Source organism: Rhizobium lentis (assembly GCF_014200175.1).
Classification (GTDB): Bacteria; Pseudomonadota; Alphaproteobacteria; order Rhizobiales; family Rhizobiaceae; genus Rhizobium; species Rhizobium mulingense.
Genome location: NZ_JACHBD010000008.1, coordinates 255,360 through 278,253, shown reverse-complemented (window position 1 = coordinate 278,253; position 22,894 = coordinate 255,360). Strand labels below are relative to the sequence as shown.

The 22,894-nt window shown below is 61.6% G+C and carries 24 protein-coding genes; 16 read left to right on the top strand and 8 right to left on the bottom strand.

The features are described from left to right. Positions 1 to 8: 8 nt before the first annotated feature. The 3 genes from tolR to ybgC form a co-directional block, all read right to left on the bottom strand. Positions 9 to 464: a protein TolR gene (tolR, locus tag GGI60_RS20220; protein ID WP_003542730.1), complete on the bottom strand. Its 456-nt coding sequence runs from the start codon at positions 462 to 464 to the stop codon at positions 9 to 11. Positions 465 to 482: 18 nt separating this feature from the next. Further along, positions 483 to 1,202 (bottom strand): protein TolQ, encoded by a 720-nt coding sequence (gene tolQ, locus GGI60_RS20215; RefSeq protein ID WP_004671617.1) that lies wholly within the window; start codon positions 1,200 to 1,202, stop codon positions 483 to 485. Positions 1,203 to 1,578: 376 nt separating this feature from the next. Then, the gene (gene ybgC, locus GGI60_RS20210) at positions 1,579 to 2,034 is read right to left on the bottom strand and encodes a tol-pal system-associated acyl-CoA thioesterase (protein WP_183918112.1); all 456 of its coding nucleotides are present in this window, start codon (positions 2,032 to 2,034) and stop codon (positions 1,579 to 1,581) included. Positions 2,035 to 2,174: 140 nt separating this feature from the next. On the opposite strand from ybgC, the gene GGI60_RS20205 reads away from it, so the two are divergent. From GGI60_RS20205 to GGI60_RS20180, 6 genes are all read left to right on the top strand, one after another. Further along, a complete protein-coding gene (locus GGI60_RS20205; RefSeq protein WP_183918110.1) occupies positions 2,175 to 3,395 on the top strand; it encodes an NAD-dependent epimerase/dehydratase family protein in 1,221 nt (406 codons plus the stop codon). Positions 3,396 to 3,710: 315 nt separating this feature from the next. After that, entirely contained in the window at positions 3,711 to 4,550 is an 840-nt protein-coding gene (locus tag GGI60_RS20200) for a glycosyltransferase (protein ID WP_183918108.1), read from the top strand. Beyond that, the gene (locus GGI60_RS20195) at positions 4,547 to 5,464 is read left to right on the top strand and encodes an NAD(P)-dependent oxidoreductase (RefSeq protein WP_183918107.1); all 918 of its coding nucleotides are present in this window, start codon (positions 4,547 to 4,549) and stop codon (positions 5,462 to 5,464) included. The genes GGI60_RS20200 and GGI60_RS20195 overlap by 4 nt, the downstream gene beginning before the upstream one ends. 127 nt (positions 5,465 to 5,591) lie before the next feature. After that, positions 5,592 to 6,179 (top strand): 5-formyltetrahydrofolate cyclo-ligase, encoded by a 588-nt coding sequence (locus GGI60_RS20190; protein ID WP_183918105.1) that lies wholly within the window; start codon positions 5,592 to 5,594, stop codon positions 6,177 to 6,179. Positions 6,180 to 6,182: 3 nt separating this feature from the next. Then, on the top strand, positions 6,183 to 7,007 hold the full coding sequence (locus tag GGI60_RS20185; protein ID WP_097604023.1) for a TIGR00282 family metallophosphoesterase: 825 nt from the start codon (positions 6,183 to 6,185) through the stop codon (positions 7,005 to 7,007). Between the two features lie 99 nt (positions 7,008 to 7,106). Continuing rightward, the gene (locus tag GGI60_RS20180; protein ID WP_183918103.1) at positions 7,107 to 7,955 is read left to right on the top strand and encodes an MBL fold metallo-hydrolase; all 849 of its coding nucleotides are present in this window, start codon (positions 7,107 to 7,109) and stop codon (positions 7,953 to 7,955) included. Between the two features lie 34 nt (positions 7,956 to 7,989). On the opposite strand, the gene GGI60_RS20175 is transcribed toward GGI60_RS20180, so the two are convergent. Continuing rightward, on the bottom strand, positions 7,990 to 8,493 hold the full coding sequence (locus tag GGI60_RS20175; protein ID WP_064683346.1) for a pyridoxamine 5'-phosphate oxidase family protein: 504 nt from the start codon (positions 8,491 to 8,493) through the stop codon (positions 7,990 to 7,992). Between the two features lie 164 nt (positions 8,494 to 8,657). On the opposite strand from GGI60_RS20175, the gene GGI60_RS20170 reads away from it, so the two are divergent. Together GGI60_RS20170 and GGI60_RS20165 are read left to right on the top strand one after the other, a co-directional pair. Beyond that, on the top strand, positions 8,658 to 9,041 hold the full coding sequence (locus GGI60_RS20170; RefSeq protein ID WP_246720441.1) for a hypothetical protein: 384 nt from the start codon (positions 8,658 to 8,660) through the stop codon (positions 9,039 to 9,041). Between the two features lie 135 nt (positions 9,042 to 9,176). Beyond that, positions 9,177 to 9,923 carry a YebC/PmpR family DNA-binding transcriptional regulator gene (locus GGI60_RS20165; protein WP_183918101.1) on the top strand — a complete coding sequence of 249 codons (747 nt, stop codon included), beginning with the start codon at positions 9,177 to 9,179 and terminating at the stop codon, positions 9,921 to 9,923. Positions 9,924 to 9,991: 68 nt separating this feature from the next. Here the strand turns inward: GGI60_RS20165 and GGI60_RS20160 are convergent, their stop codons facing one another. After that, positions 9,992 to 10,993, bottom strand: coding sequence for an LLM class flavin-dependent oxidoreductase (locus GGI60_RS20160; protein WP_183918231.1), 1,002 nt, complete (start codon positions 10,991 to 10,993; stop codon positions 9,992 to 9,994). Between the two features lie 124 nt (positions 10,994 to 11,117). Next, a complete protein-coding gene (locus GGI60_RS20155; protein ID WP_183918099.1) occupies positions 11,118 to 13,433 on the bottom strand; it encodes a methyl-accepting chemotaxis protein in 2,316 nt (771 codons plus the stop codon). Positions 13,434 to 13,673: 240 nt separating this feature from the next. Between GGI60_RS20155 and ruvC the strand changes: the two genes are divergently transcribed. The 8 genes from ruvC to GGI60_RS20115 all read left to right on the top strand — a co-directional run bounded on the left by ruvC (position 13,674) and on the right by GGI60_RS20115 (position 18,675). Continuing rightward, on the top strand, positions 13,674 to 14,210 hold the full coding sequence (gene ruvC / locus GGI60_RS20150) for a crossover junction endodeoxyribonuclease RuvC (protein ID WP_183918097.1): 537 nt from the start codon (positions 13,674 to 13,676) through the stop codon (positions 14,208 to 14,210). Between the two features lie 30 nt (positions 14,211 to 14,240). Then, positions 14,241 to 14,492 (top strand): AbrB/MazE/SpoVT family DNA-binding domain-containing protein, encoded by a 252-nt coding sequence (locus GGI60_RS20145; protein WP_183918095.1) that lies wholly within the window; start codon positions 14,241 to 14,243, stop codon positions 14,490 to 14,492. Continuing rightward, entirely contained in the window at positions 14,492 to 14,905 is a 414-nt protein-coding gene (locus tag GGI60_RS20140) for a type II toxin-antitoxin system VapC family toxin (protein WP_064811280.1), read from the top strand. Before GGI60_RS20145 ends, GGI60_RS20140 begins: the two co-directional genes overlap by 1 nt. A gap of 13 nt (positions 14,906 to 14,918) precedes the next feature. Then, positions 14,919 to 15,533 (top strand): Holliday junction branch migration protein RuvA, encoded by a 615-nt coding sequence (ruvA, locus tag GGI60_RS20135; protein ID WP_004669783.1) that lies wholly within the window; start codon positions 14,919 to 14,921, stop codon positions 15,531 to 15,533. An 82-nt stretch (positions 15,534 to 15,615) separates the two neighbouring features. Next, positions 15,616 to 16,656 (top strand): Holliday junction branch migration DNA helicase RuvB, encoded by a 1,041-nt coding sequence (ruvB, locus tag GGI60_RS20130; RefSeq protein ID WP_183918093.1) that lies wholly within the window; start codon positions 15,616 to 15,618, stop codon positions 16,654 to 16,656. Further along, a complete protein-coding gene (locus GGI60_RS20125) occupies positions 16,657 to 17,559 on the top strand; it encodes a metallophosphoesterase (RefSeq protein WP_183918091.1) in 903 nt (300 codons plus the stop codon). 7 nt (positions 17,560 to 17,566) lie between these two features. Then, positions 17,567 to 18,073: an NUDIX hydrolase gene (locus GGI60_RS20120; RefSeq protein ID WP_183918089.1), complete on the top strand. Its 507-nt coding sequence runs from the start codon at positions 17,567 to 17,569 to the stop codon at positions 18,071 to 18,073. Between the two features lie 38 nt (positions 18,074 to 18,111). Further along, complete coding sequence (locus GGI60_RS20115; RefSeq protein WP_183918087.1) at positions 18,112 to 18,675, top strand: DinB family protein; 564 nt, start codon at positions 18,112 to 18,114, stop codon at positions 18,673 to 18,675. Positions 18,676 to 18,888: 213 nt separating this feature from the next. Here the strand turns inward: GGI60_RS20115 and GGI60_RS20110 are convergent, their stop codons facing one another. Beyond that, positions 18,889 to 20,271, bottom strand: a complete 1,383-nt coding sequence (locus tag GGI60_RS20110; RefSeq protein WP_183918085.1) for a virulence factor family protein — start codon at positions 20,269 to 20,271, stop codon at positions 18,889 to 18,891. Continuing rightward, the gene (gene mprF, locus GGI60_RS20105; RefSeq protein ID WP_183918229.1) at positions 20,268 to 22,871 is read right to left on the bottom strand and encodes a bifunctional lysylphosphatidylglycerol flippase/synthetase MprF; all 2,604 of its coding nucleotides are present in this window, start codon (positions 22,869 to 22,871) and stop codon (positions 20,268 to 20,270) included. Before mprF ends, GGI60_RS20110 begins: the two co-directional genes overlap by 4 nt. Positions 22,872 to 22,894: the final 23 nt, after the last annotated feature.

The following is a 22,894-nucleotide window of genomic DNA, read 5'->3' as shown; positions in this document are numbered from 1 at the left end:
CTTGAACGCTATTGGTCCTTCTTCTGCTGCGTCACCAGGCCGATATTCTTGAAGCCGGCGCCTTGGATGCGCGCCATGACGTCGGCGATGACGCCGTAAGGCGCAGTTGCGTCGCCGCGCACGAAGATGCGTTCGTTATAACCGGTGGTGGCGATCGCCTCGAGCTTGGCGGCGATCTCGGCGGCCGGGATCGGGGTTTCCTGCAAGAACACCTCCCCGTCGTTCTTGACGGAAATAGTGATCGGCTGCGTCTCGGAATTCAATGCTTTGGCCTGCGTTTCCGGCAGGTCGATCGGCACGCCGACGGTCATCATCGGTGCGGCGACCATGAAGATGATCAGAAGCACCAGCATGACGTCGACGAGCGGCGTCACGTTGATTTCGGAGATGACGGCCCTATTCCGACCGCCGCGACGGCGGCGTCCACCGCCCCCGCCGCCATTGCCTCCAACAGCCATACCCATGTCAGAATACTCCGTTGGTTACTGAGCGGCAGCACGCGGCTGCAGCTTCTCGTCGATCTGGCGCGAAAGTATGGCGGAGAATTCGTCCGCGAAACCTTCCATACGCGCCGAGAGCTTGCCGGCATCGGCGGAGAACTTGTTATAGGCGATAACCGCCGGAATAGCGGCGACAAGGCCGATCGCGGTGGCGAGCAACGCTTCGGCGATACCGGGCGCCACGACCGCGAGATTGGTCGACTTCGAGCCGGCGATCGCCTGGAACGAGGTCATGATACCGACGACCGTGCCGAACAGGCCGATGAACGGACCGGCCGAACCGATCGTCGCAAGCGACCCGAGACGGGCGCCGAGATATTCTGTTTCACGGGCGAGCGTCACGTCCATCGCACGGTCGATTCGCATCTGCAGGCCGATCGGCGAGCGGGCGCCGCGTTCGAAGGATTTCTTCCACTCGCGCATGGCCGCGACGAAGATCGACGCCAGGCCGGTATTGTTGCGCTCCGACAGGGAGCGATAGAGTTCTTCCAGCGACTGGCCCGACCAGAACACCTGTTCGAACTTGTCGAACTGGCGCCGTGCGCGGCCATAGGCCAGGTATTTGTCGATGACGATCGCCCAGGTCCACACAGAGGCTGCGATGAGCCCGAGCATGACGAGCTTGACGACGATGCCGGCCTGCATGAAAAGCGACCAGAGGCTGACGTCCGTCGTGGCTGCTGCCAATCCTACTTGTTCCATTGATCCAAAATCCCCGAATCCAAACGCCCGGTGCTGGACCGGGCGGCACAAAGTGATCTCGCAAGAAGTGTCCGGCGGCCGCCGCCCAAAGCCCTGGTCAAGCTTCCAAGCTCATCTTCCGCCTTCTTGCCGTCAAATTTGGTCAAAGGAAGGCGTGCACCGCACAAACTCCGACTTTCCCAGTAAGACACTATTATGGTTAATAGATCGTTAGTGCCGGACTGTGACAGCAAGCCTGTATTCGCAAGATTTTGTTCCATGGATTACTTGAACCAGAGCAAGGTCCGGCTGCCGAAAGAGCGCCATCCCGCAGCGCGGAGAATTCCTTCCCAGAAAGCTCAAGTTTTGACAAGGCCGAATTTCAGGCGATTCGGCGCTATAAGGGCATACTGCCTTCCAGGAATTTCACCGCCAGCGTTTCCGGCAGCCTTCTCGGCCGCCCCTTGGCGTTGATGACGGCGATGATCACCTTGGCTGAAATTAGCAGCATCTCGCCGCAACGGATCTGCTGGTTGAGCACCATCTTGGCGCCGCCGGCCTTTTCCGTGTGCGTCAGGATCGTCAGCACGTCGTCCATGCGCGCCGGGCTCTTGAAGTCGATCTCCATGCGATGGACGACGAAGACAAGCCCCTCCTCGTCGGCGCTGACGAGCTCGCGCTGCTCGACGCCGAGGCAGCGCAAATAATCGGTGCGGCCGCGCTCCAGGAAATGCAAATAGCGGGCGTGATAGACCAGGCCGGAGAAATCCGTATCTTCATAATAGACCCGCTGGACGAGGCGGTGTCCGGTCTCGGTCAGCTCTCCCGAGATGGAAAAAGGGCGTTCCGTCATAATTTTCTCCAAACTCCGGTGCCCTCTTTGGCGCAACGCTTCTCGACAGGCAAGCAATGAATGCCCGAGCGACAAGCATTGAATGATTGTCATAATTCCTAACTATTCCCGATAAATGAGATTGATCAGGAGACGATGTGATGAAAATTGCGGTTATGGGCGGAGACGGTTTCATTGGTTGGCCCACCTCGCTCCACCTTTCCGACGCCGGTCATGACATCCATATCCTCGACAATCTCTCGCGCCGCTGGATCGACACCGAACTTGGCGTTCAATCGCTGACGCCGATGGATTCGATCCAGGAACGCACCCGCATCTGGCATGCGGAGACGGGACGCCGCATCCACTTCAATCTGATCGACCTCGCCAAGGATTATGAGCTCCTGAAGAAATGGCTTTCCGAGCACCGGCCCGATGCCATCATCCATTTCGCCGAGCAGCGCGCCGCTCCCTATTCGATGAAGAGCGACCGCCACAAGAATTACACAGTCAACAACAATGTCAGCGCCACACATAACCTCTTGAACGCACTGACCGAGCTCAGCCTCGACGCCCACCTCATCCATCTCGGCACCATGGGCGTCTACGGCTATTCGACTGTGGGCGCAGCGATTCCCGAAGGCTATCTGCCGGTCGGCATCGAAACAGCGGGCGGCAAGACGGTCAGCCAGGAGATTCTTTATCCCGCCAATCCCGGCTCGATCTATCACATGACCAAGTGCCTGGATCAACTTCTCTTCCAGTTCTACGCCAAGAACGACAGCTTGCGGATCACCGACCTGCACCAGGGCATCGTCTGGGGCACGCATACCGAACAGACGCGACGCCACGCGCAGCTCATCAACCGTTTCGATTACGACGGCGATTACGGCACGGTGCTGAACCGCTTCCTCATTCAGGCGGCGATCGGCTATCCGCTGACCGTGCACGGCACCGGCGGCCAGACCCGCGCCTTCATCCATATCCAGGATTCGGTGCGCTGCATTGAGCTGGCACTGCAGAATCCTCCTGCCCGCGGCGCCCGCGTCGAGATCTTCAATCAGATGACGGAGACCCACCGGGTGCGCGACCTTGCCGAGATGATCGCCAAGATCAGCGGCGCCACGATTGCCTGGCTGCCCAATCCGCGCAAGGAAGCCGCCGAAAACGAGCTGATCGTTCGCAACGAAAAATTCCTCGATCTCGGCCTCGAACCGATCACCCTGGAGGCCGGCCTGCTCGGCGAGATCGTCGATGTCGCGAAGAAATTTGCCTACCGCGTCGACCGCGCCCGCGTGCCGGCCGTCTCCGCCTGGACGAGGGATATTGCCGCGACGATCAACCACGATCCGGAAGGCAAGCGGCTGAAATCGGTGTCATGAGCAGGAGCGAATTCGCTTGAAGGACGCAATAAAATTCCCTCAACAAGTTAGTTTAAGCCGTGACCGGCATTGCCTGGTTTCGCTGGCAGATGGCCTCCGTGGTACCGGCGTCTGCGTTGTGAATGACTCCTTCCCCCCACCCCACCCTCCGTCATGCTCGGCCCTGAGCCGAGCATCCACAGCGCCTCCGTCAGCAGCAGTCGCAGGGATCCCAGGCTCAAGGCCTGGGATGACGGCGAGTGGGGCCGGCGTTCTCGCCAAACTCGCCGCCGGTGTACAGAGACACACCTCGCCGGATGATTCATTAGGGCGGTGATGGCGCACGTGACCACACAGCCACGCCACCGTTTCGCCTACGTCACCCTTGTCACCAACGCCGACTACGGCATTGGTGCGACTGCGCTTGCCCGATCCTTGCGACGAACCGGCACCACCGCCGATATCGTCGTCCTCCATACCGGTGGCGTCGATGCAGCCGCCCTCGCGCCCTTGGAAGCTCTCGGCTGCCGCCTGATCGAGGTCGAGCATCTGCCGCTCTCCGACGTCTTCAACGAACGCCACGCCCGCGGCCAACTTCATTCCGCAGCGCCTTTCACCAAGGGCCGCAAGCCGGCGTTCCATTCGCCGCTCGACAATTTCTGCAAGCTCAGGCTCTGGCAACTCGTCGAATACGAGCGCTGCGTCTTCATCGATGCCGATGCCCTGGTGCTGAAAAACGTCGACAGGCTCTTCTTCTATCCGGAATTTTCCGCCGCCCCCAATGTCTACGAAAGCCTCGCCGACTTCCGCCGGATGAATTCCGGCGTTTTCGTCGCAACGCCGTCGCATGACACGTTTCGGCACATGCTCGAAAGGCTCGACACGCCGGAAGTCTTCTGGCGCCGCACCGATCAGACCTTTCTTGAGACCTTCTTCCCGGAGTGGCACGGCCTGCCGGTCTATTTCAACATGCTGCAATATGTATGGTTCACCATGCCGGCGCTCTGGGACTGGAAGAGCATTTCGATCCTGCACTACCAATATGAAAAACCGTGGGAAAAGGATCATCCCAAGGCAGTACGGTTACAACCCTTGATCGATTTGTGGTATCGCTTCCACAATGATAGCGATGTGCCGGAGATCGCGGCGCTGGACAATCCGGAAGGGGCAGCATGAAGGTATTGGTATCCGGCGGAACGGGTCTCGTCGGCCGCTATGTCGTCGAGGAGCTTCTGACCGCCGGCTATCAGGTGGTCGTCGGCGGCCGCCGGGCGCCGCATCCCAGCCTCTTCTCCCGCCCGGTCGAGTTCGCAGCGCTCTCCCTCGATCCCGACCAGGATCAGATCGACATTTTCGACGACGCCTATTTCTTCGTCCACGCCGCCTTCAGCCATGTTCCCGGCAAATATCGCGGCGGCGAAGGCGACGATCCGAAGACCTTCCACAGGTTAAACCTCGACGGCACCGTCCGGCTTTTCGAAGCTGCCAAACGTGCCGGCACGCGCCGCTGCGTCTTCCTGTCCAGCCGCGCTGCCTACGGCGAACATCCGCCCGGAACCGAGCTCACAGAAACGACGCTGCCGAAGCCGGAGACGCTCTACGGCCAGATCAAACTCGACGCCGAAGGCGCGCTGACCCACCTCTCGACTCCGGGTTTTGCCGGCGTCAGTCTGAGGACGACCGGCATCTATGGCGATCTCTCGCCAAACAAATGGGACGGCCTCATCGACGATTATCGCGCCGGCCGGCCAGTCGCTCCCCGCGCAGGCACGGAGGTTCACGGCCGTGACCTCGGGCGCGCGGTGCGGCTGATGCTGGAGACGGAAAGCACCCGCATCTCCGGTGAGATCTTCAACGTGTCGGACATCGTCGTCGACACCCGCGACATCCTTGCACCCATCCGCCGTGAGACGGACTGTCCTCATGCGCTGCCAGCTCCGGCCGACAGCAAAGCGCTCAATCCGATGAGCACGACGAAAATCCGCGCGCTCGGTTGGATGCCGGGCGGAACTCCTCTGTTCGAGGAAACAATGCGGCGAATGGCCGTCGCGCTGCCGACGTCGGCACACGAATCGACGCAGGGGCGATAGGCATCCCCTGACGATCGCGGCCGCGGCTGACACGGCGTGAAACCGCTGCGCTCCTGTCGCACCCTGCATTTGCATCGGACCTCCAGCCGTCTATGCTCGGCCGAACCTTTCACATCTGGCAGATCGAATGACCGCACGAGAACTGAAAGCGCAGTTGCGCAATGAACGGCTGGCCGCCCGGGACGCCATCTCTCCTGAGGAGCGTATCTCCAAAAGCCTTGCAATGGCAGATCATGCCGGCGAGGCTGTCGCCTTTGCGCCGGGCACGATCGTCTCCGGTTTCCTGCCGATCCGGTCCGAGGCCGATCTGCGGCCGCTGATGGCCCGGTTTGCAGCGCGCGGCGCGCGGCTGTGCGTGCCGGCGATCCTCGACAAGCAGACCATCGCCTTTCGGGAACTGACGCAAGACGTGCCTCTCATCGAGACCGGCTTCGGCACAGTGGCTCCCGGCGCGGAGGCCGACATTCTCGATCCCGAGATCATGCTGGTGCCGCTTTCGGCCTTCGATATTCGTGGCCATCGCATCGGCTACGGCGCCGGCTACTACGACCGCGCCATCAGCCGGCTAAGAGAGAAACGCCTGCATCCGAAGCTGATCGGCATTGCATTCGACTGCCAGGAAGTGGCACATGTGCCCGACGAGCCGCATGACATAAGCCTGGATGCCATCCTGACAGAAAGCGGCCTGCGCTTTTTTGCCTCTTGGATTGGATAGGGAATGCGGCTGCTTTTTTTGGGTGACATGGTCGGCAAGACGGGACGCACGGCGGTCTGGGACCGCCTCCCCGGCTTGATCTCCGACCTCCGGCTGGATTTCGTCATCGTCAACGGCGAGAACGCCGCCGGCGGCTTCGGCATCACCGAGGACATTTTTCTGGAGACGATCAATGCCGGCGCAGATGTGGTAACGACCGGCAATCACGTCTGGGACCAGAAGGAAGCTGTCGCCTTTGCGGGGCGCCACGATCAGTTTCTGCGGCCGGCCAACTATCCCCAAGGCACGCCCGGCCGCGGCTCCGGCCTTTTCTATGCCAGGAACGGCGCGCGCGTGCTCGTCGCCAATGTCATGGGTCGGGTCTTCATGCATCCGGAACTCGACGATCCCTTCAAATCGGCGGAGGTGATCCTCGACGCCTGCCCGCTGAAGGAGCAGGCCGATGCGATCATCTTCGATTTCCATGCGGAAGCGACCAGCGAGAAACAGTGTTTCGGCCATTTCGTCGACGGCCGCGCCAGCTTCGTCGTCGGCACGCATACTCATGTGCCGACCGCCGATGCGCAGATTCTGAACGGCGGCACGGCTTATATGTCGGATGCCGGCATGTGCGGCGATTACGATTCCTCGCTCGGCATGGACAAGGAGGAGCCGCTCAACCGCTTCATCTCCAAGATGCCGAAGGGCCGCATGGAAGCGGCGAGCGGCCCGGCGACGATCTGCGGCGTCGGCGTCGAGATTTCCGACGCCACGGGACTGGCCGAAAAGATCGCGCCGCTCCGGCTCGGCCCGCGGCTGGCGGAGACGGTGCCGGAATTCTGGCGGTAGACGCCGCTCCAACACGCAAATGTGAGCAGCCCCGGTCTGGACCCCTGCGACCTCTTGCCGCATTCTCCGGCCTTCACGTGAAAGCGCCGGAGGGGTGGCATGAGGCCGCAACATCTTGTCCTCGCGATCGCATGCCTTGCCGCTTTCATCGTGTCGGATCGCGCAGCACCGGCGCAGGAACAGCGAGCGCCCGTCAGCCAGTGCCAGGCCATCGCGCAGACAATCCCCAAGGCGACCTTCGCCAGCTTTTCCGGCGCCCAGCCGGTCGCACCTGCCGTCTCCGAGGGCGAGGACGTCAAATTCACCTTCCTCGGCCACTCCACTTTCGAGATCGATACGCCCGCCGGCATCATCATCGCGACCGACTATAACGGCTGGTATCGGCCGGCGGCGCTTCCAGACGTCGTAACGATGAACAAGGCTCATACGACCCACTTCACCTTGACGCCTGAGCCGGGGATCAAGCATGTGCTGCATGGCTGGAGCGATGTTCCCGGCGAGGCAGCTAAGATCGATCTTGTGGTCGGCGACGCCCATATCCGCAACATCGCCACGGATATCCGCTTCAGCTATGGCCTCGGCGGCTCGCAGCAGAATGGAAACTCGATTTTCGTCTTCGAAATTGCCGGCCTTTGCATCGGCCATCTCGGCCATCTGCATTACGAGCTGACGGATACGCATTATACCGAGATCGGCCGCCTCGACGTCGTCATGGTGCCGGTCGACGGCGGCCTGACCATGGGCGCCGACAGCATGAGCCGTGTCATCAAACGGCTGCGCTCGTCGCTGATCCTACCGATGCACCGCCGCGGCCCGCCGGTCAGTGCCTTCGTCGCCATGTTCGGCAAGGACTTCGATGTCGCTTATGCGCCCGATGACAGCATCACCGTCTCCATGCGCACGCTGCCGAAGAAGCCGCTGATCTACGTCATGAAAGGCGTGCAGTAAGAAGGTCCGGGGCGGGTTCCTTCAAGCCCGCGTATCAGGCAAACTGCAGGTGGCGTTTCACGCCGACGTCGGGCATCTTGTCGTCGTCGAGATTGGCCTTGGCGATCTCCCACCCGAATTTCAGGGTGTTGCCGGTGGAAACCCAGATCTCGGCATCATCGACATGCAGGGAAAGCATGGTGAGTTTCGGGTCCTTTTTGCCGCCGTCATACCAGGCCGCTACCATCGAACTCCAATATTCCTCGATCTTGGAAGGGTCGGGGCGTACCTCTATCACGCCGGAGAGGCAGGCGTGATAATCGTGATCCTTACCGATGACGCAAAAATGCGCGCGGCTGCCGGGCTTGATGGCGCGGACGATATCGGCGTCGGTCTTGGTGAAGAACCAGATGGTGTTGGTGGTGGGATCGGCATGCGGCGCCATCGGCTGCATGTGCATATCAAGCCCGGAAATTCCGAGCATGCCGGCATGAACGCCGTTGACCTGATCCCAAAGCTGACGTGCTGGTTGCTCCCGCGCCTCGCTGAGACTTGCCATGACCGTTCCTTTCCGTTGGATGGAGTTCGATTGAAACGTCATCCTTTCGCCTTTGTTCCCCGCGGAGGCAGTGGACGACGCCGTCTTTTCGGCGTGCGGGAATATGCGATAGTGCGCCCTGGCCGAGAAAGGATCACCTGCGAACAAGCCATTCGATTCTGGCTTTGGTTTTTTGCGCAGCCTTTGCGCCAACGGTCCTTGCGGCAGAAAAGACCTTCAAGCCCGACGAAAATGGCCAGATCGTCTTCAGCACCCCGACAAGGAATATCGGCTGTGTCTATACGCCAAAGGGCGGCGTCGAAATGTATGTTCCCGAAGACGGTGGTCCGGAGCTTGCCTGCGATCGCAAAGAGCCGCTCTACGTCCGCCTCATCCTGTCGGCACGCGGCAGCGCCTCCATCTTCAAGATGGTTGGCGATACAGCCTGCTGCAGCGAGGATCATATTCTCGACTATGGCGATACCTGGAGGACCCTATTCGTGCACCTCCGCCACCGAGGGGCTGCGTTGCCGACGCCGCGACGGACATGGTTTCCTGGCCAGCCGTAAGCGATTGACGGTTGACTGAAACGGACGGCAGGCCCGCGCACCGTGCGGCAAATCCACCGCTTTTTCCTTGAACGGGTACCGTTTCGCTCTTATAAGGCGGCCCATTCCGAACAATGAGACGTGAACAGGGGTGCCATGGCTGGCCATTCACAGTTTAAAAACATCATGCACCGCAAGGGCCGTCAGGATGCCGTGCGGTCGAAAATGTTCTCCAAGCTCGCGCGCGAAATTACCGTTGCCGCCAAGGCCGGCCTGCCCGACCCGACGATGAATGCCCGTCTCCGCCTGGCGATCCAGAACGCCAAGGCCCAGTCGATGCCGAAGGACAATATCGACCGCGCCATCAAGAAAGCAGCCGGCGCCGATGGCGAGAACTACGATGAAGTCCGTTACGAGGGTTACGGCCCGGGCGGCACGGCGATCATCGTCGAAGCCCTGACCGACAACCGCAACCGCACCGCCTCCAACGTCCGCTCGATCTTCACCAAGGCCGGCGGCGCCCTCGGCGAAACCGGTTCCGTGTCCTTCTCCTTCGACCATGTCGGCGAAATCACCTACAAGCTTTCCGTCGGCGATGCCGACAAGGTGATGGAAGCCGCGATCGAAGCCGGCGCCGACGACGTCGAAACCGACGAGGACGGCCACTACATCACCTGCGCCTTCGAAGCTCTCGGCGAAGTGTCGAAAGCCCTGGAAGCAAGCCTCGGCGAAGCCGAAACCGTCAAGGCCGTCTGGCGCGCCCAGAACAACGTGCCGGTGGATGAGGAAAAAGCCCAGTCGTTGATGAAGCTGATCGACAGCCTGGAAGATGACGACGACGTGCAGAACGTCTATTCCAACTTCGAGGTCTCGGAAGAAGTGCTGGCCAAGCTCTCGGCCTGACTTTTCAAAACGATTCCATGAAAAACCCGGCCTCGGCGCCGGGTTTTTAGTGCCGAGCTGCGCGTTGCCTACGCAGCCACCCGCATGAAATTCTCCAGTCCCGCAAACAGCTCCACCGACCTCAGCCGCGCCTCGATATCATGGATCGGCATCGAGATGATCACCTCGTCGGCCTGCGTTTCCTTAATGAATTCCGTCAGTTTCGCCTCCGCCGTCCCCGGTGATCCCACAACGGCATAACGCAGCGTGTGTTCGACGTTCAGCTTCTCCATCGGCGACCAGAAAGCCTCCATATCGGCCGCCGGACGCGGGAACGGACCGCGGACATTGCGGCGCAGGTTGACGAACTGCTGCTGAGCGGAGGTGAAATGATAGCGCGCCTCCTCGTCCGTCACCGCCACCGCGCCCATGACGCCGACCATCACATAGGGCTTCTCGAGCGTTGCCGAGGGCTGGAAGCGATCGCGGTAGATCGCGATCGCATCGAGCAGCATGTCGGGCGCGAAATGCGAGGCGAAGGCGTAGGGAAGCCCGAGCATGGCGGCAAGCTGAGCGCTGTAGAGGCTGGAGCCGAGCAGCCAGATCGGAACATGTGAACCATTGCCGGGAACGGCTAGGATCGCCTGGTTCTCGACCGGCGTGCCGAGCAGCTGCTGCAGTTCGACCACGTCGTTCGGAAAGCTGTTGGCGCCGGCCTCAAGGTTGCGCCGCAGCGCCTGTGCCGTGCGCATATCCGTCCCCGGCGCACGTCCGAGCCCGAGATCGACGCGGCCGGGGAAGAGCGCCTCCAATGTGCCGAACTGCTCGGCGATGACGAGCGGAGAATGATTGGGCAGCATGACGCCGCCGGAGCCGATGCGAATGCTTTTCGTCGCCGCCCCGACATGACCGATGACGACGGCGGTGGCGGCACTGGCAATCCCCGGCATGCCATGATGTTCGGCGAGCCAGAAGCGCTTGTAACCGAATTCCTCGGCCTTGCGAGCCATCCGCGCCGAGCTTTCCAGCGACTGGCTGACGGTGCTGCCTTCGGCAACGGGGGAAAGGTCGAGTATGGAGAAGGGAACCATGGAAAACCTGCCGGCCAGTTGAAGGATGCAGCCTATGTAGGTTCGCACCCGCACCATTCCAAACCATGCACGCAAACAAAAGGGCCGCGCGAACGCGACCCCTGCCGGATGCCGGAAGCAATGCCTAGCGGTGACGGCGCAGCACATGCACCTCGGCGCTCGGCCTATGATCGCCGTGCGGGAGCGTGAAATTGCCGAGCTGGCGATCCATTTCCAGGGCTTCCGTCGCCAGCCGATGGATCGCTGCCGTCGTCTCCTCGACCATCGCGGCATTCTGCTGCGTCATCGCGTCGAGTTCGGCGACGGCGCTGTTGATCTCCCGCAGCGTATTGGCCTCCTCGCGAGTCGCATCCATGATCTCGTTGATCTGCCCGTTGATCGCCTCGACATGCGCGCCGATGCCGGTCAGCGCGACCCCTGCCCTTTCCACCAGCGACACGCCGCTTTCGACCTCATGCGTCGATTTCTGCAGCAGGCTGGAGATCTCCTTGGCGGCGCTCGACGAGCGCTGAGCGAGTTCACGCACTTCCATCGCGACGACAGCAAAACCTTTGCCCGATTCGCCGGCGCGCGCCGCCTCGACACCGGCATTGAGGGCCAGAAGATTGGTCTGGAAAGCGATGTCATCGATGACGGAGATGATGGTGTTGATCTGGCGTGAGGAGGTCTGGATCGCCTCCATCGCTGCGATCGTCTCGCGCATGATCTGGCCGGAGCCGGTCGTCTCCTTCTTGGCGTCGCGGGCGATGCGCTCGGCCTGCTCGGCCCGCTCGATCTGCCGGCGGACGGATTGAGTGATGGCGCTGATCGCGTTCGCCGTCTCGGTGATCGAGCCGGCCTGGCGCTCGGTCCGCCCGGCAAGCTCGTCGGCGCCGGTGCGCATCTCCTCGGAGCCCGCCCGCACCGCCATCGAGTTACCGCCGATGGCCGTCATGGTTTCGCTCAGCGTCGCGAGCGCTTCGTTGAAATTGATGCGCAGGCTTTCGAGCTCGTTCGGGAAGCGCCGCTCGATCTGATAGGCGAGATCCCCGTTCGCCAGATGATGCAGGCCCTCATCGATCGCCTCCACCACCTGCTGCAGCGTCTTCGCCTCTGCCTCGCGCTCGGCAAGGTTCTGCTGGCGGTCCTGCTCGGCCTGTAGGCGTGCCTCTTCGTTGGCGGCTTCCAGTTCGCGGCCTTCGATCAGCGACTGCCGGAAGCGGGCAAGCGCGTTGGCCATCGTGCCGATCTCATCTTTTCGGCTCAGGCTGCCGATCTCGGTGTTGAGCTTGCCATCGGCGACATCGCGCGTGACGCCGGCAAGCCGCGCAAGCGGCGAGAACAGAAAATTGGTGACGAGGCCGGTGGCGATCGCCATGACGACGAGCACGCCGATGCCGATCATCGTCAGCAAAGTGGCGATCTCCAGCGAGCCGGCATTGAGTTCGCTGAGCAGCACGCTTTCGACCACGAGGAAGCGGTCGCCGCGATAATCGATGCCGCGGACATAGGCGCGCGCGGAGCCGTCCGTCCTGTTGAAGTCGGCCACCGTCATCGCCGAACTGGCGAGCGCGTCCTTGATGAAGGTGAAGGGAGCGGCATCGAGCGTCGCAAGTTTGCCGTTCGCATCGAGACCGATCGCGGAACCATCGGCAGAGACGATCGCCGGCCGCGCGGTGCTGCCCTGAACAATCCCCTTTGCCAGGATGCTGGCGACGATATCGTCACGCACCTTGAACAGGATGATGCCCTTGGCCGCGCCGAGCTTGACGATCGGCACGGCATAGAAGATCGCCGACCTGCCGCTGGCCGCATCGACGCGGAGCCCGGAAAAGCCTGTCGGTGCGGCATCATCGGTCGCCTTGGCGGTATTCTCGATCGCCTTGGCGAAGGCGATGCCAGCGCCGGTCGTCTTCCAGGCGTCCGACTTCAGATTCTCGGCGAAGTCGTCTTCCTTCTTGTAGGAATAGAGAACGGAACCGTCGAGATCGGCGATCAAGAGATCGCTGAAAGCAGTGTCTTCGAGGTCGCGGGCGACTTCGCCCTGCGTCTTCTCATGGTTCGAATAATAAAAGCCGCTCGGCCCTTCCGGCTTCATCAGCTTCTCGCGCTGATCGGCCGGGTTGGGATTGGCCGTGATGAAGACTTTCTTCAGCTCGGCGCGGGCATCGCCGGAGGTCTTCTCGATGGTCTTCCAGCCGCTCTTCAGGCTGGTGATCGACATCTGCAGCGCCTCGATGCGGGCAATGGAATTGGCCTGGTTCTCGAGCTGCGCCAGCTGGTCCTGCAGCATGTCGCCGCGGAAGATCAGCACGCTCTCCTTGGCCTTCAGCGCCTGCTCGTCTGAGATGCGGCTGCTGGCGAAATAGGCGAGCACGTCGATCACCGCGATCGACAGCACGGTCATCAGGATGAATGTGGCAATGACCTTGAAGGACAGGGATTGAAATCTCTGAGCCATGTACGACGAACCCCTTCTGAACGCGTCTGCCGGCGCGGGCAGGCGGCGTGAGCCTGATCGACCGATCTTAAAACAGAACCTCGGGGGCTTATCTCTTTGCGACACGAGACCCCTTCGTATTTGACACTAGAATTCAAGCATCTGTTTTAATTCGCGGTAAATGGAGCGGCTTATTCGAGAAGGTTTTTGTTTTGTTCACATATCGATGGCAGTTATTTCGCAGTCGCTATAGGTTAAACCATGCAAAATACGATTCGCATCGTCGGCATCGATCCAGGACTTCGCCGCACCGGCTGGGGAATCATCGACACGCTGGGCAATTCCCTGCGGTTTGTGGCCTCGGGAACCGTGACCTCCGACGGAGACATGGATCTCGCCTCCCGCCTCTGCCAGCTGCATGACGGCCTGGCGGAGGTCGTCCACGCTTACAAGCCGGATGAGGCCGCGGTCGAACAGACCTTCGTCAACAAGGACGCGGTGGCGACGCTCAAGCTTGGCCAAGCCCGCGGCATCGCCATGCTGGTGCCGGCCCGCGCCGGTCTGCAAGTCTCCGAATATGCCCCCAACGCCGTCAAGAAGGCCGTCATCGGCGTCGGCCACGGCGAAAAACATCAGATCCACATGATGTTGAAGATCCTGATGCCGAAAGTCGAATTCAAGGGCGACGATGCCGCCGACGCCCTGGCGATCGCTATATGCCATGCCCACAATCGCGGCAGCAACCGAATGCGGCAAGCACTGGCCGGGCAATCTGTTCTTGACTTGTTCCAACGGTAAGGATAATTCTTACTTCGAAGGAGCAGCAAGATGCGCGTCACATCCAAAGGCCAGGTCACCATTCCTCGCGATCTTAGAGAGCTCGCCGGCATCGAGGCCAACAGCGAGGTCATCTTCTCGATCGAGAACGGCAAGCTGGTTCTCTCGCCGAAGAACTGCAAGCAGGAGATCGAGGATCGGGGCCGGCTCGACCGTTTCCTGCAGACGATCCGCCGTCTCGAAGGCACCGGCGATCAGGCGATTGATGCCGACGACCTCATGTCGATGACCCGTGATCGCTGATGGCAACGCTTGTCGATACAAACATACTCGTCGATCTGGCTGTGGCCGGTTCGGACTGGCACGGTTGGTCTCGTCGAAAAATGCTCGACGTCTTCCGAGATGGCCCGGTCCTCATAAATCCGATCATCTATTCCGAATTTTCCGTTCGCTACGACGATATGGATGAAGTCGAGCAACTGCTTCCGCAGGATGAATTCCGCCGCGAGAACCTGCCTTGGCCGGCTGTCTTCGCCGCAGCTCAAGCCTTCCGGCTTTACCGTCGCGCCGGCGGACGGCGCGAACAGATATTGCCCGACTTCCTCATCGGCGCCCATGCGGCGATAAGGGGCTACAAGATTTTGACCCGCGACCCCGGCGGATACCGATCTTATTTCCCCTCCGTTGAACTTATCACGCCCGAAACGCACCCTTGAGAGACCACGCCCCATGATCGGCAAGCTGAAAGGCACCATAGACGAGATCGGCGAAGACTATGTGCTCGTCGATGTGCACGGCGTCTGCTACGTCGCCCACTGCTCGGCCCGCACTCTGTCCAAACTCGGCTCGGCCGGCGAGGCCTGCGTGCTGTTCATCGAGACCTATGTGCGCGAGGATCAGTTGAAGCTCTTCGGCTTCATGACTGCATTGGAGCGGGAGTGGTTCAACCTGCTCCAAAGCGTTCAAGGGGTGGGCGCCAAGGTCGCGCTTGCCGTGCTCTCGACCTTGACGCCGGGCGAACTCGCCAATGCGATTGCACTGCAGGACCGCGCCGCCGTTTCCCGCGCGCCGGGCGTCGGCCCGAAGGTGGCGATGCGCCTCGTCACCGAGCTCAAGAACCGGGCGCCGGCCTTTGCCGGGGAAGCGATCAATATCGCCCTCAAGCAGGAACTCGGCGAAGGTGTCGCGGCCGCGCCGGTCGCCGATGCGGTCTCCGCGCTGACCAACCTCGGCTACAGCAGAGACCAGGCGGCCAATGCAGTTGCGGCGGCGATGAAGACGGCCGGCGACGGCGCAGACAGCGCTAAGCTGATCAGGCTGGGATTGAAGGAGTTGGCGCGGTGAAGCGCGGAAAAACGACGGTTGGATATCGAGACGACCGTTTTTTGGTGTATTGCTGTGACAGGATTCAAAACGGAATAAGAGCATGAGCGAACCCGCCCGCCTGATATCGCCGGAAAAGCGGGGCGAAGATCTCGACATTACCCTGCGCCCGCAATCGCTGGACGAATTCACCGGTCAGGCGGAAGCGCGCGCCAATCTCAAGGTCTTCATCGAGGCTGCGAAGAACCGCGGCGAGGCGCTGGACCATGTGCTTTTCGTCGGTCCGCCCGGTCTCGGCAAGACGACGCTCGCGCAGATCATGGCGAAGGAACTCGGCGTCAATTTCCGCTCGACGTCAGGTCCTGTCATCGCCAAGGCCGGCGATCTCGCCGCACTGCTCACCAATCTCGAGGAGCGCGATGTGCTCTTCATCGACGAAATCCATCGCCTCAATCCGGCGGTGGAGGAAATCCTTTATCCGGCCATGGAAGATTTCCAATTGGACCTCATCATCGGTGAGGGCCCTGCCGCCCGCTCGGTGAAAATCGATCTGTCGAAATTCACCCTGGTGGCGGCGACCACCCGCCTCGGCCTGCTGACGACGCCGTTGCGCGACCGCTTCGGCATCCCGGTGCGCCTGAGCTTCTATACCGTCGAGGAGCTAGAACTGATCGTGCGCCGCGGCGCGCGGCTGATGAACCTGCCGATGACCGAAGAAGGTGCGCGCGAGATCGCCAGACGCGCCCGCGGCACGCCACGCATCGCCGGCCGGCTGCTGCGGCGCGTGCGCGATTTCGCCGAGGTGGCAAGGGCGGAAGCCGTCACCCGCGAGATCGCCGACGAGGCGCTGACCCGCTTGCTCGTCGACAATGTCGGCTTCGATCAGCTCGACAAGCGTTACCTCAACATGATCGCCGTCAATTTCGGCGGCGGCCCGGTCGGTATCGAAACCATCGCCGCCGGCCTGTCGGAACCGCGCGACGCAATCGAGGACATCATCGAGCCTTACATGATCCAGCAGGGTTTCATTCAGCGCACGCCGCGCGGCCGTGTTCTGACCGCAATCGCGTGGAAACATCTCGGAATGCAACCGCCCAAGGACATGGAGGCTGCGCAGTTCCGGCTGTTCCAGGAGGACGACTGAGTGATCACCCGCCGCGGATTTTTCAAGCTTGTCGGCGGCGGGATCGCAGGCGTCATGTCGCTTGGTGGTTACGCCTTCGCCTATGAACCGCTGGCGCGGCTCGGCATCGCTCGTTACCGGCTGACGCCGCCGGGATGGACGCCGAGACTGAAGCTCCGCGTCGTCGCGCTCGCCGATATTCATGCTTGCGAACCCTGGATGTCGGCAAACCGCATCACAGCGATCTGCCACAGGGCGAATGAACTCGAAGGCGACGTCACCGTCCTGCTCGGCGATTACGCCTCGGGCATGAATATGGTGACGCAATACGTGCATTCGAGCCAGTGGTCGAAGGCGCTGGCCACTCTGCAGGCCCCTCTCGGCGTCCATGCGATCATGGGCAATCATGACTGGTGGGAGGACAGGACTGCCCAGAAGAACGGCGGGATGGAAACATTCGGACACCGGGCGCTTGCCGACGTCGGCATCCCGGTCTACGGCAATCGCGCCGTTCGGCTCGAAAAGGACGGCCGCGGCTTCTGGTTCGCGGGCCTCGAAGACCAGCTGGCGCTGCTGCCCGGCAGGAAATGGGGGCGCACACGCATGCTTGGCCTCGACGACCTCGACGGCACGATGGCGCAGGTGACCGACGATGCGCCCGTCATCCTGCTTGCTCATGAGCCCGATATCTTCCCGCGCGTGCCCGAGCGCGTCTCGCTGACGCTGTCCGGCCACACCCATGGCGGGCAGATCCGTTTCCTCGGCCGTTCGCCGATCGTTCCCTCGCGTTACGGCAATCGCTACGCCTATGGCCATATCGTCGAGGAGGGGCGCAATATCATCGTGTCCGGCGGCCTCGGCTGCTCCATCGCGCCGGTCCGCTTCGGTGTGCCGCCGGAAATCGTCGTAATCGATCTCGGATAAGAATGACATGAGCAAGCGCACCCACATCCGCCTGACTGTGGGCGCTCAACGTTTCAACCATCGCATCGCCGGCCTCGCCTTTCGCGATGGCCATGTGCTCGTTCATCGCGCCGTGCACGAGCCCTTCTGGACCTTTCCTGGGGGAACGGCGGAGATCGGCGAGACCTCGGAAGGAACGCTGAAACGGGAGATGATGGAGGAACTCGGCCTCAACGTCACAGTCTCGCGCCTCCTCTGGACCGTCGAGAATTTTTTCCACTACGAACAGCGCGACTGGCATGAACTCGGCTTCTATTATCTGATGGAAATCCCACCGGAATTTCCCTTTCGGCCGCATGAGATCGTCCATCGCGTCGAAGACGGCGACAACCATCTCGAATTCAAATGGGTTGCCGCGACGCGCACAGCCCTGACCGCGCTCGACATCCCGCCCTATTTCATTGCCCAAGAAATCGAGAACCTGCCGGCAGCACCGCGTCATCTCGTCTGGCGCGACGGCAATCTCGATGACTGACGCAAACATTCCGCAAGCGCTTGAGAGGAAAGCCGCCGATGTCGACCGTCGATCCCGTCAGGGTCTTTCGCAAACTTGCCTATAACAACGCCCTTGCCAACCACCGTCTGTTGCGCGCTTGCGCAGCCTTGAAACCTGGCGAATTCGAAGCGCCGCGCACGGGCTTCTTCCCCTCGATCAAGGAAACCTTGAACCACATCATCACGGTCGACTGGTTCTATGTCGATGGCATGGAAGGCGGCATGCTTGGCTACCAGGCCTTCGAGATCGAAGAACCCTTCGACGACATAGCATCGCTGAGCGCAGCGCAGGCGGCGGTCGACCTCCGCCTGACGGCGCTCTGTGAGGCCCTGAGCCCGGAGGGGCTGGTCTCGACCGTCAGGCTCCATCGCGGCGACCGCATTCAGGAGGAGCGCATGGACGACGTGCTCGCCCATCTCTTCCAGCACCAGACCCATCATCGCGGCCAGGTGCACGCGATGCTTTCCGGCACCGGCGTCGCTCCGCCGCAACTCGATGAATTCATCGTCGCCGACGATGCGCGGTTTCGGGGCAAGGACGTCGCCGAGCTTGGCTGGAGCGAGGAGATGCTGGCACGTTAGACCCTTACCTGGTTAGATTGAAGCATTCTGCCGGAGCAGGTTTTCGTCGGGCAGAGGCGATTGGCGATGGGCATACCCCTTGGTACGTCCGAGCCGATCGCCTCTGATCCTGGCGGAAACATGCCCGGCCCACCGGCCGCACCGCTTCGCCGCGGCGAGTACGTCCGGCGATTCCCAACTCTAACCAGGAAAGGCTCTAAGCACGATGCTGCTCTAATCTTGCAGCCGCTTCTTCAGTCCGTCGATGATCGTCTTGGTGAGAAGGTCGTAATTCTCATCGAAGTGATGATCGCCGGGCAGCTCGATGACCTCGGCGCCGCTATCCTTCAGCGCCGGACAGGCGACGTCGTCGTCATCGTCCTTGCCGTAGACGCATTGCACGAGTTTGGGATCGACGTTCTTCAGATCGGCGACCGGATCGCCTCCCGCCCCTTCCGTCTTCTGGCCCAGCCAACCGAGAACGGAGATGACGTAGTCGACTTGGTGGGAGAGCGACAGCAGCGACAATTGCGCCACCGCGGACTTCTCGGCCGGTTTCAGCAGCTGATAGGTCGCGGGCACGACGTCGGCGCCGAAGGAATAACCGACGAGCAGCACATGCTTCACCTTCCACTGTTTGCGGTAGAAATCGATGATCTTCGAAAGATCGCCGGCGGTCTCCTCCGGCTTGCGCTCCGACCAGAAATAATGAAGCGAATCGACACCGACGACGGGAATACCTTCCTTCTGCAGGGTGCCGCCGACTTCCTTGTCGATGTCTCGCCAGCCTCCGTCGCCGGAATAGATCACCGCCATCGTATCGAGGGTGGGGGTGGCCTCGAGGATCGCCAGCGGCAAGCCGAGCGGATTGCCGAAGGCGCCCGAGGCGGTGACGAGGTCATCGAGCGTATCGGCAAAGACCGTCTGCGCGTCGTCGGTGGAATCGCGGATCTCGATCGCGGAATGGACTTTCTTCAGCGCTTCGGCATGCGCCCTGCCATCCTTGTCAGCGTTGGTCGTGAAGACCGATATAACGGGGTCCGGCAGCGGGCCGTCACTCAGACCGTAGACCATGCGTGCGCCGACGGCCTTCTTCGAAGCCGGCGTGCAAAGTTCCTTGGTCAGCGGGATGCCGGCCTTCGGATCGACGGCAAGCGTCTGACCGATCGTCGCATCCGGTGTCTGCGCGGCAATCGCCAGTGCCAAGGCCCCGCCCTCGCCGATCCCGGCGACAATCGGCAGATGATAGGCGTTGTTGCCTGTCGCACGCTGCACCTGCTGGCTCAGAGATTCGATATCCGAGACCATGTAGAGGCAGCCGTCATTGAGGCTGACATCGTAGCGGTCAAGCGCCTGGATATAGGAAGGAAAGTCGACACCGATGACGACGGCGCCTTCGGAAACCAGTCTGTCGGCCTCCGCCTTCTCATAGTCGCCCCAGCCGGCGGCATCCGAGATCAGCATCACCGTGCCCTTAACCTCCCCTTCCGGCAGGAAGATGTGGGGCGACGGGATGAGCCCGCTTTCGAAGCTCTGCGTGGTTTCCTCGGCGGCATCAGCCGGTGCGGCCGCGAGCATGCAGGCGCATGCCGTGGCAAGAAGGATTGTCCTGATCATTTTCTCACTACCCCTTTCAACCCGCCCCCAATCAGCAACGTCGCGTCCATCAACGCGATCATCGGATTGCCCCCTCCGGAGACCGCAAGATAGCGCGGTTGCCAGTGCGGATGAAACTTGGATTTGAATGCCCGAAGGCCTTTGAAGTTATAGAAGCGCTCGCCGTGCTCGAAGACGGTGCTGCCGATGCGGTCCCAGACCGGTGCCGCCTCGCGTTTCGACATGCCGGAAAGAGGTGCCATGCCGAGATTGAAGTGGGTGAAACCCTGACCTCGCAGATATTCCATGATCTGCACGAACAGAAAGTCCATCGAGCCCTTCGGCGCATCCGGCGAGAAGCGCATGAGATCGATCGTGCCCTCCTCCCGGGATTCGGTGACGAGGATATTGGCAAAGGCAACGATCTTGCCGTCCTTCTTCAGAATACCGACCGGTTGAGAGGAGACATAATCGGGATCGAAGGCGCCGAGCGAAAAACCCTTTTCCTTGGCGTTGTGGTGCTCGAGCCAGGCCGAGGAAACCGCGGCGAGATCATCGATGACCACGGGCACATCCTGCGGTTCGATAACGGCGAATTCCAACCCGTCGCGCTGCGCCCGGCTTGCCGTCTGCCGGAGATTCGCCCATTTGCCGCCCTTCATCTCGAAGGTCCTGAGATCGGCCACCGCCAGTTCGCCGAGCTTGAAGGCGCGCAGGCCGGCATCGGCGCAATGGGAAAGCAAGGCCGGCGAGATCTGGTAAAAAACGGCGCGGCAGCCCGCCGCCCGCGCCGCCTCGACGAAGCGCCAGACGAGTTCCTGCACGGCGCGATGATCGCCAACCGGATCGAAGAGCGCGATCCACGAGCGGCCCTGCCGGCCGTACATGATGAAGGCATCGCTTTTCTCTGAAAACATGATGCTCTTGTCGCCCATCCGCACCAGATTGGCGTCGGCATTGCCCTGCTTTCTGACGATGTCGACGGCGCGCGCCAGCGCCTCCTCCGTCGCCGGCTCCGGCCGGAAGGCCGCCGGCCGGAGCAGGCTGAAAATGGCAATCGCCGAGGAGATGATGGTGATACCGAGCACCGCGCGTAAGCCGCGCGGCGCTTCGGCGGTGAATTCGAACTGCCACCAGAGCTGGTTGCTGTATTCGACATCGCGGTAGACGAAGAGCAGGATGACGACGGCGCCAACGACGATGACGGCGATCGCCGTTAACCAGGATGCGGTCATTGCCTGGTTGAGCAGCGACGCATGGCGGGTAAAGAGCCGGCGGCTGACGAAGAGCCCGAAGATGAGGAAGGCGAGAAAAGCAGCTTCGACCAGCGCAATCGCCTTCAACAGCGACAAGGTCAATGCCGCAACGGCTGAGAACACCGCCACCCACCAAGCGCCGTCTAGCCTCTGACCAAGGCCGCGCGCGGCGACCACCAGCGCCAATCCGAGCAGGCTGGAGAGGAAGTGCGCGCCTTCGACCATCGGCAGCGGCAGATAGTTGGACAGAAATTCCAGATTCTGATCCGGCGTCGGTGTGACGCTCGAAAACACCAGCATGACACCGAGCAGCAGCGCCAAGGTCGACAGCAGCTGCGGCATCAGCCGTCCGCCGATGCGCCGGACGCTGGAGGCGGCCGGGTGATCGACAAAACGACGCAGCTCCGTCGCGGAGACCGCGAGCACGGCGATCAACAGCGGCAACACATGATAGATCAGCCGGTAGAGCACCAGCGATCCGAGCACCGCATCGATATTCACCGCGCTGCCGAGCGAGGCGATAATCACGGTCTCGAACACGCCGAGCCCGGCTGGAACGTGGCTGAGCACGCCGAGACCGACGGCGATCGCATAGACGGCCAGGAAGGCCGGCCAGCCGATCGCTGTCTGCGGCAAGAGCACATAGAGCACCGAGGCCGAGGCGGCGATATCGAAGGCCGTGACCAGGAATTGACGCGACCAAGTGCGTGAATCCGGCAAGCGGATCGCCACCGCACCGAGGTCGAGCACGCGGCCTTCGCGGCCGATGATCATGACAGCCCCGAGAATGGCAATGATCGAGCCGGCAATCAGCCGAAGAAGGAACGCGCTGACACCGATCAGCGGCCCGATCTCGCTGGCGATGATAATGAGGGCGATCGCCGCGACCCCTGCAAGCCCAAGACCGAAGGACAGGGTAACGAAGGCGATGATCCGGCCGATATCTTCCGGCGAGAGACCGAGGCGTGTATAGGCGCGGTAACGGATCGCGCCGCCCGAAAGGGCGCCGAAACCGGCGGTATTGCCGACGGCGTACGCACTGAAGGCCGTCAGCGCCACATGCGGGAACGGCAACTTCTTGCCGATGTACTCGATGGCGTTGAGATCATAAAAGACCAGGGATAGGAAGCTGAGCGCGGTGAAGAACAGCGCAAGCAGGATCGCGCTCGGCCTGGTCGCCGCCAGCGCACCGACGACATCATCATACCGAACCTCGTTGGTGAGCTGCATGATCGCGTAGCCGACGAGACAGAAGACAACGAGTGTCGCGGCTGCCGTCAGTGGCGTCCTGTACCGCCTGAAAAGCGCGCGAAAAGAAAACCCGTCCGTCGCTTCCATCTCTTCCAAATTGCCGTGACCCGACATCTCGTACCTGCGCAATTTCCAAA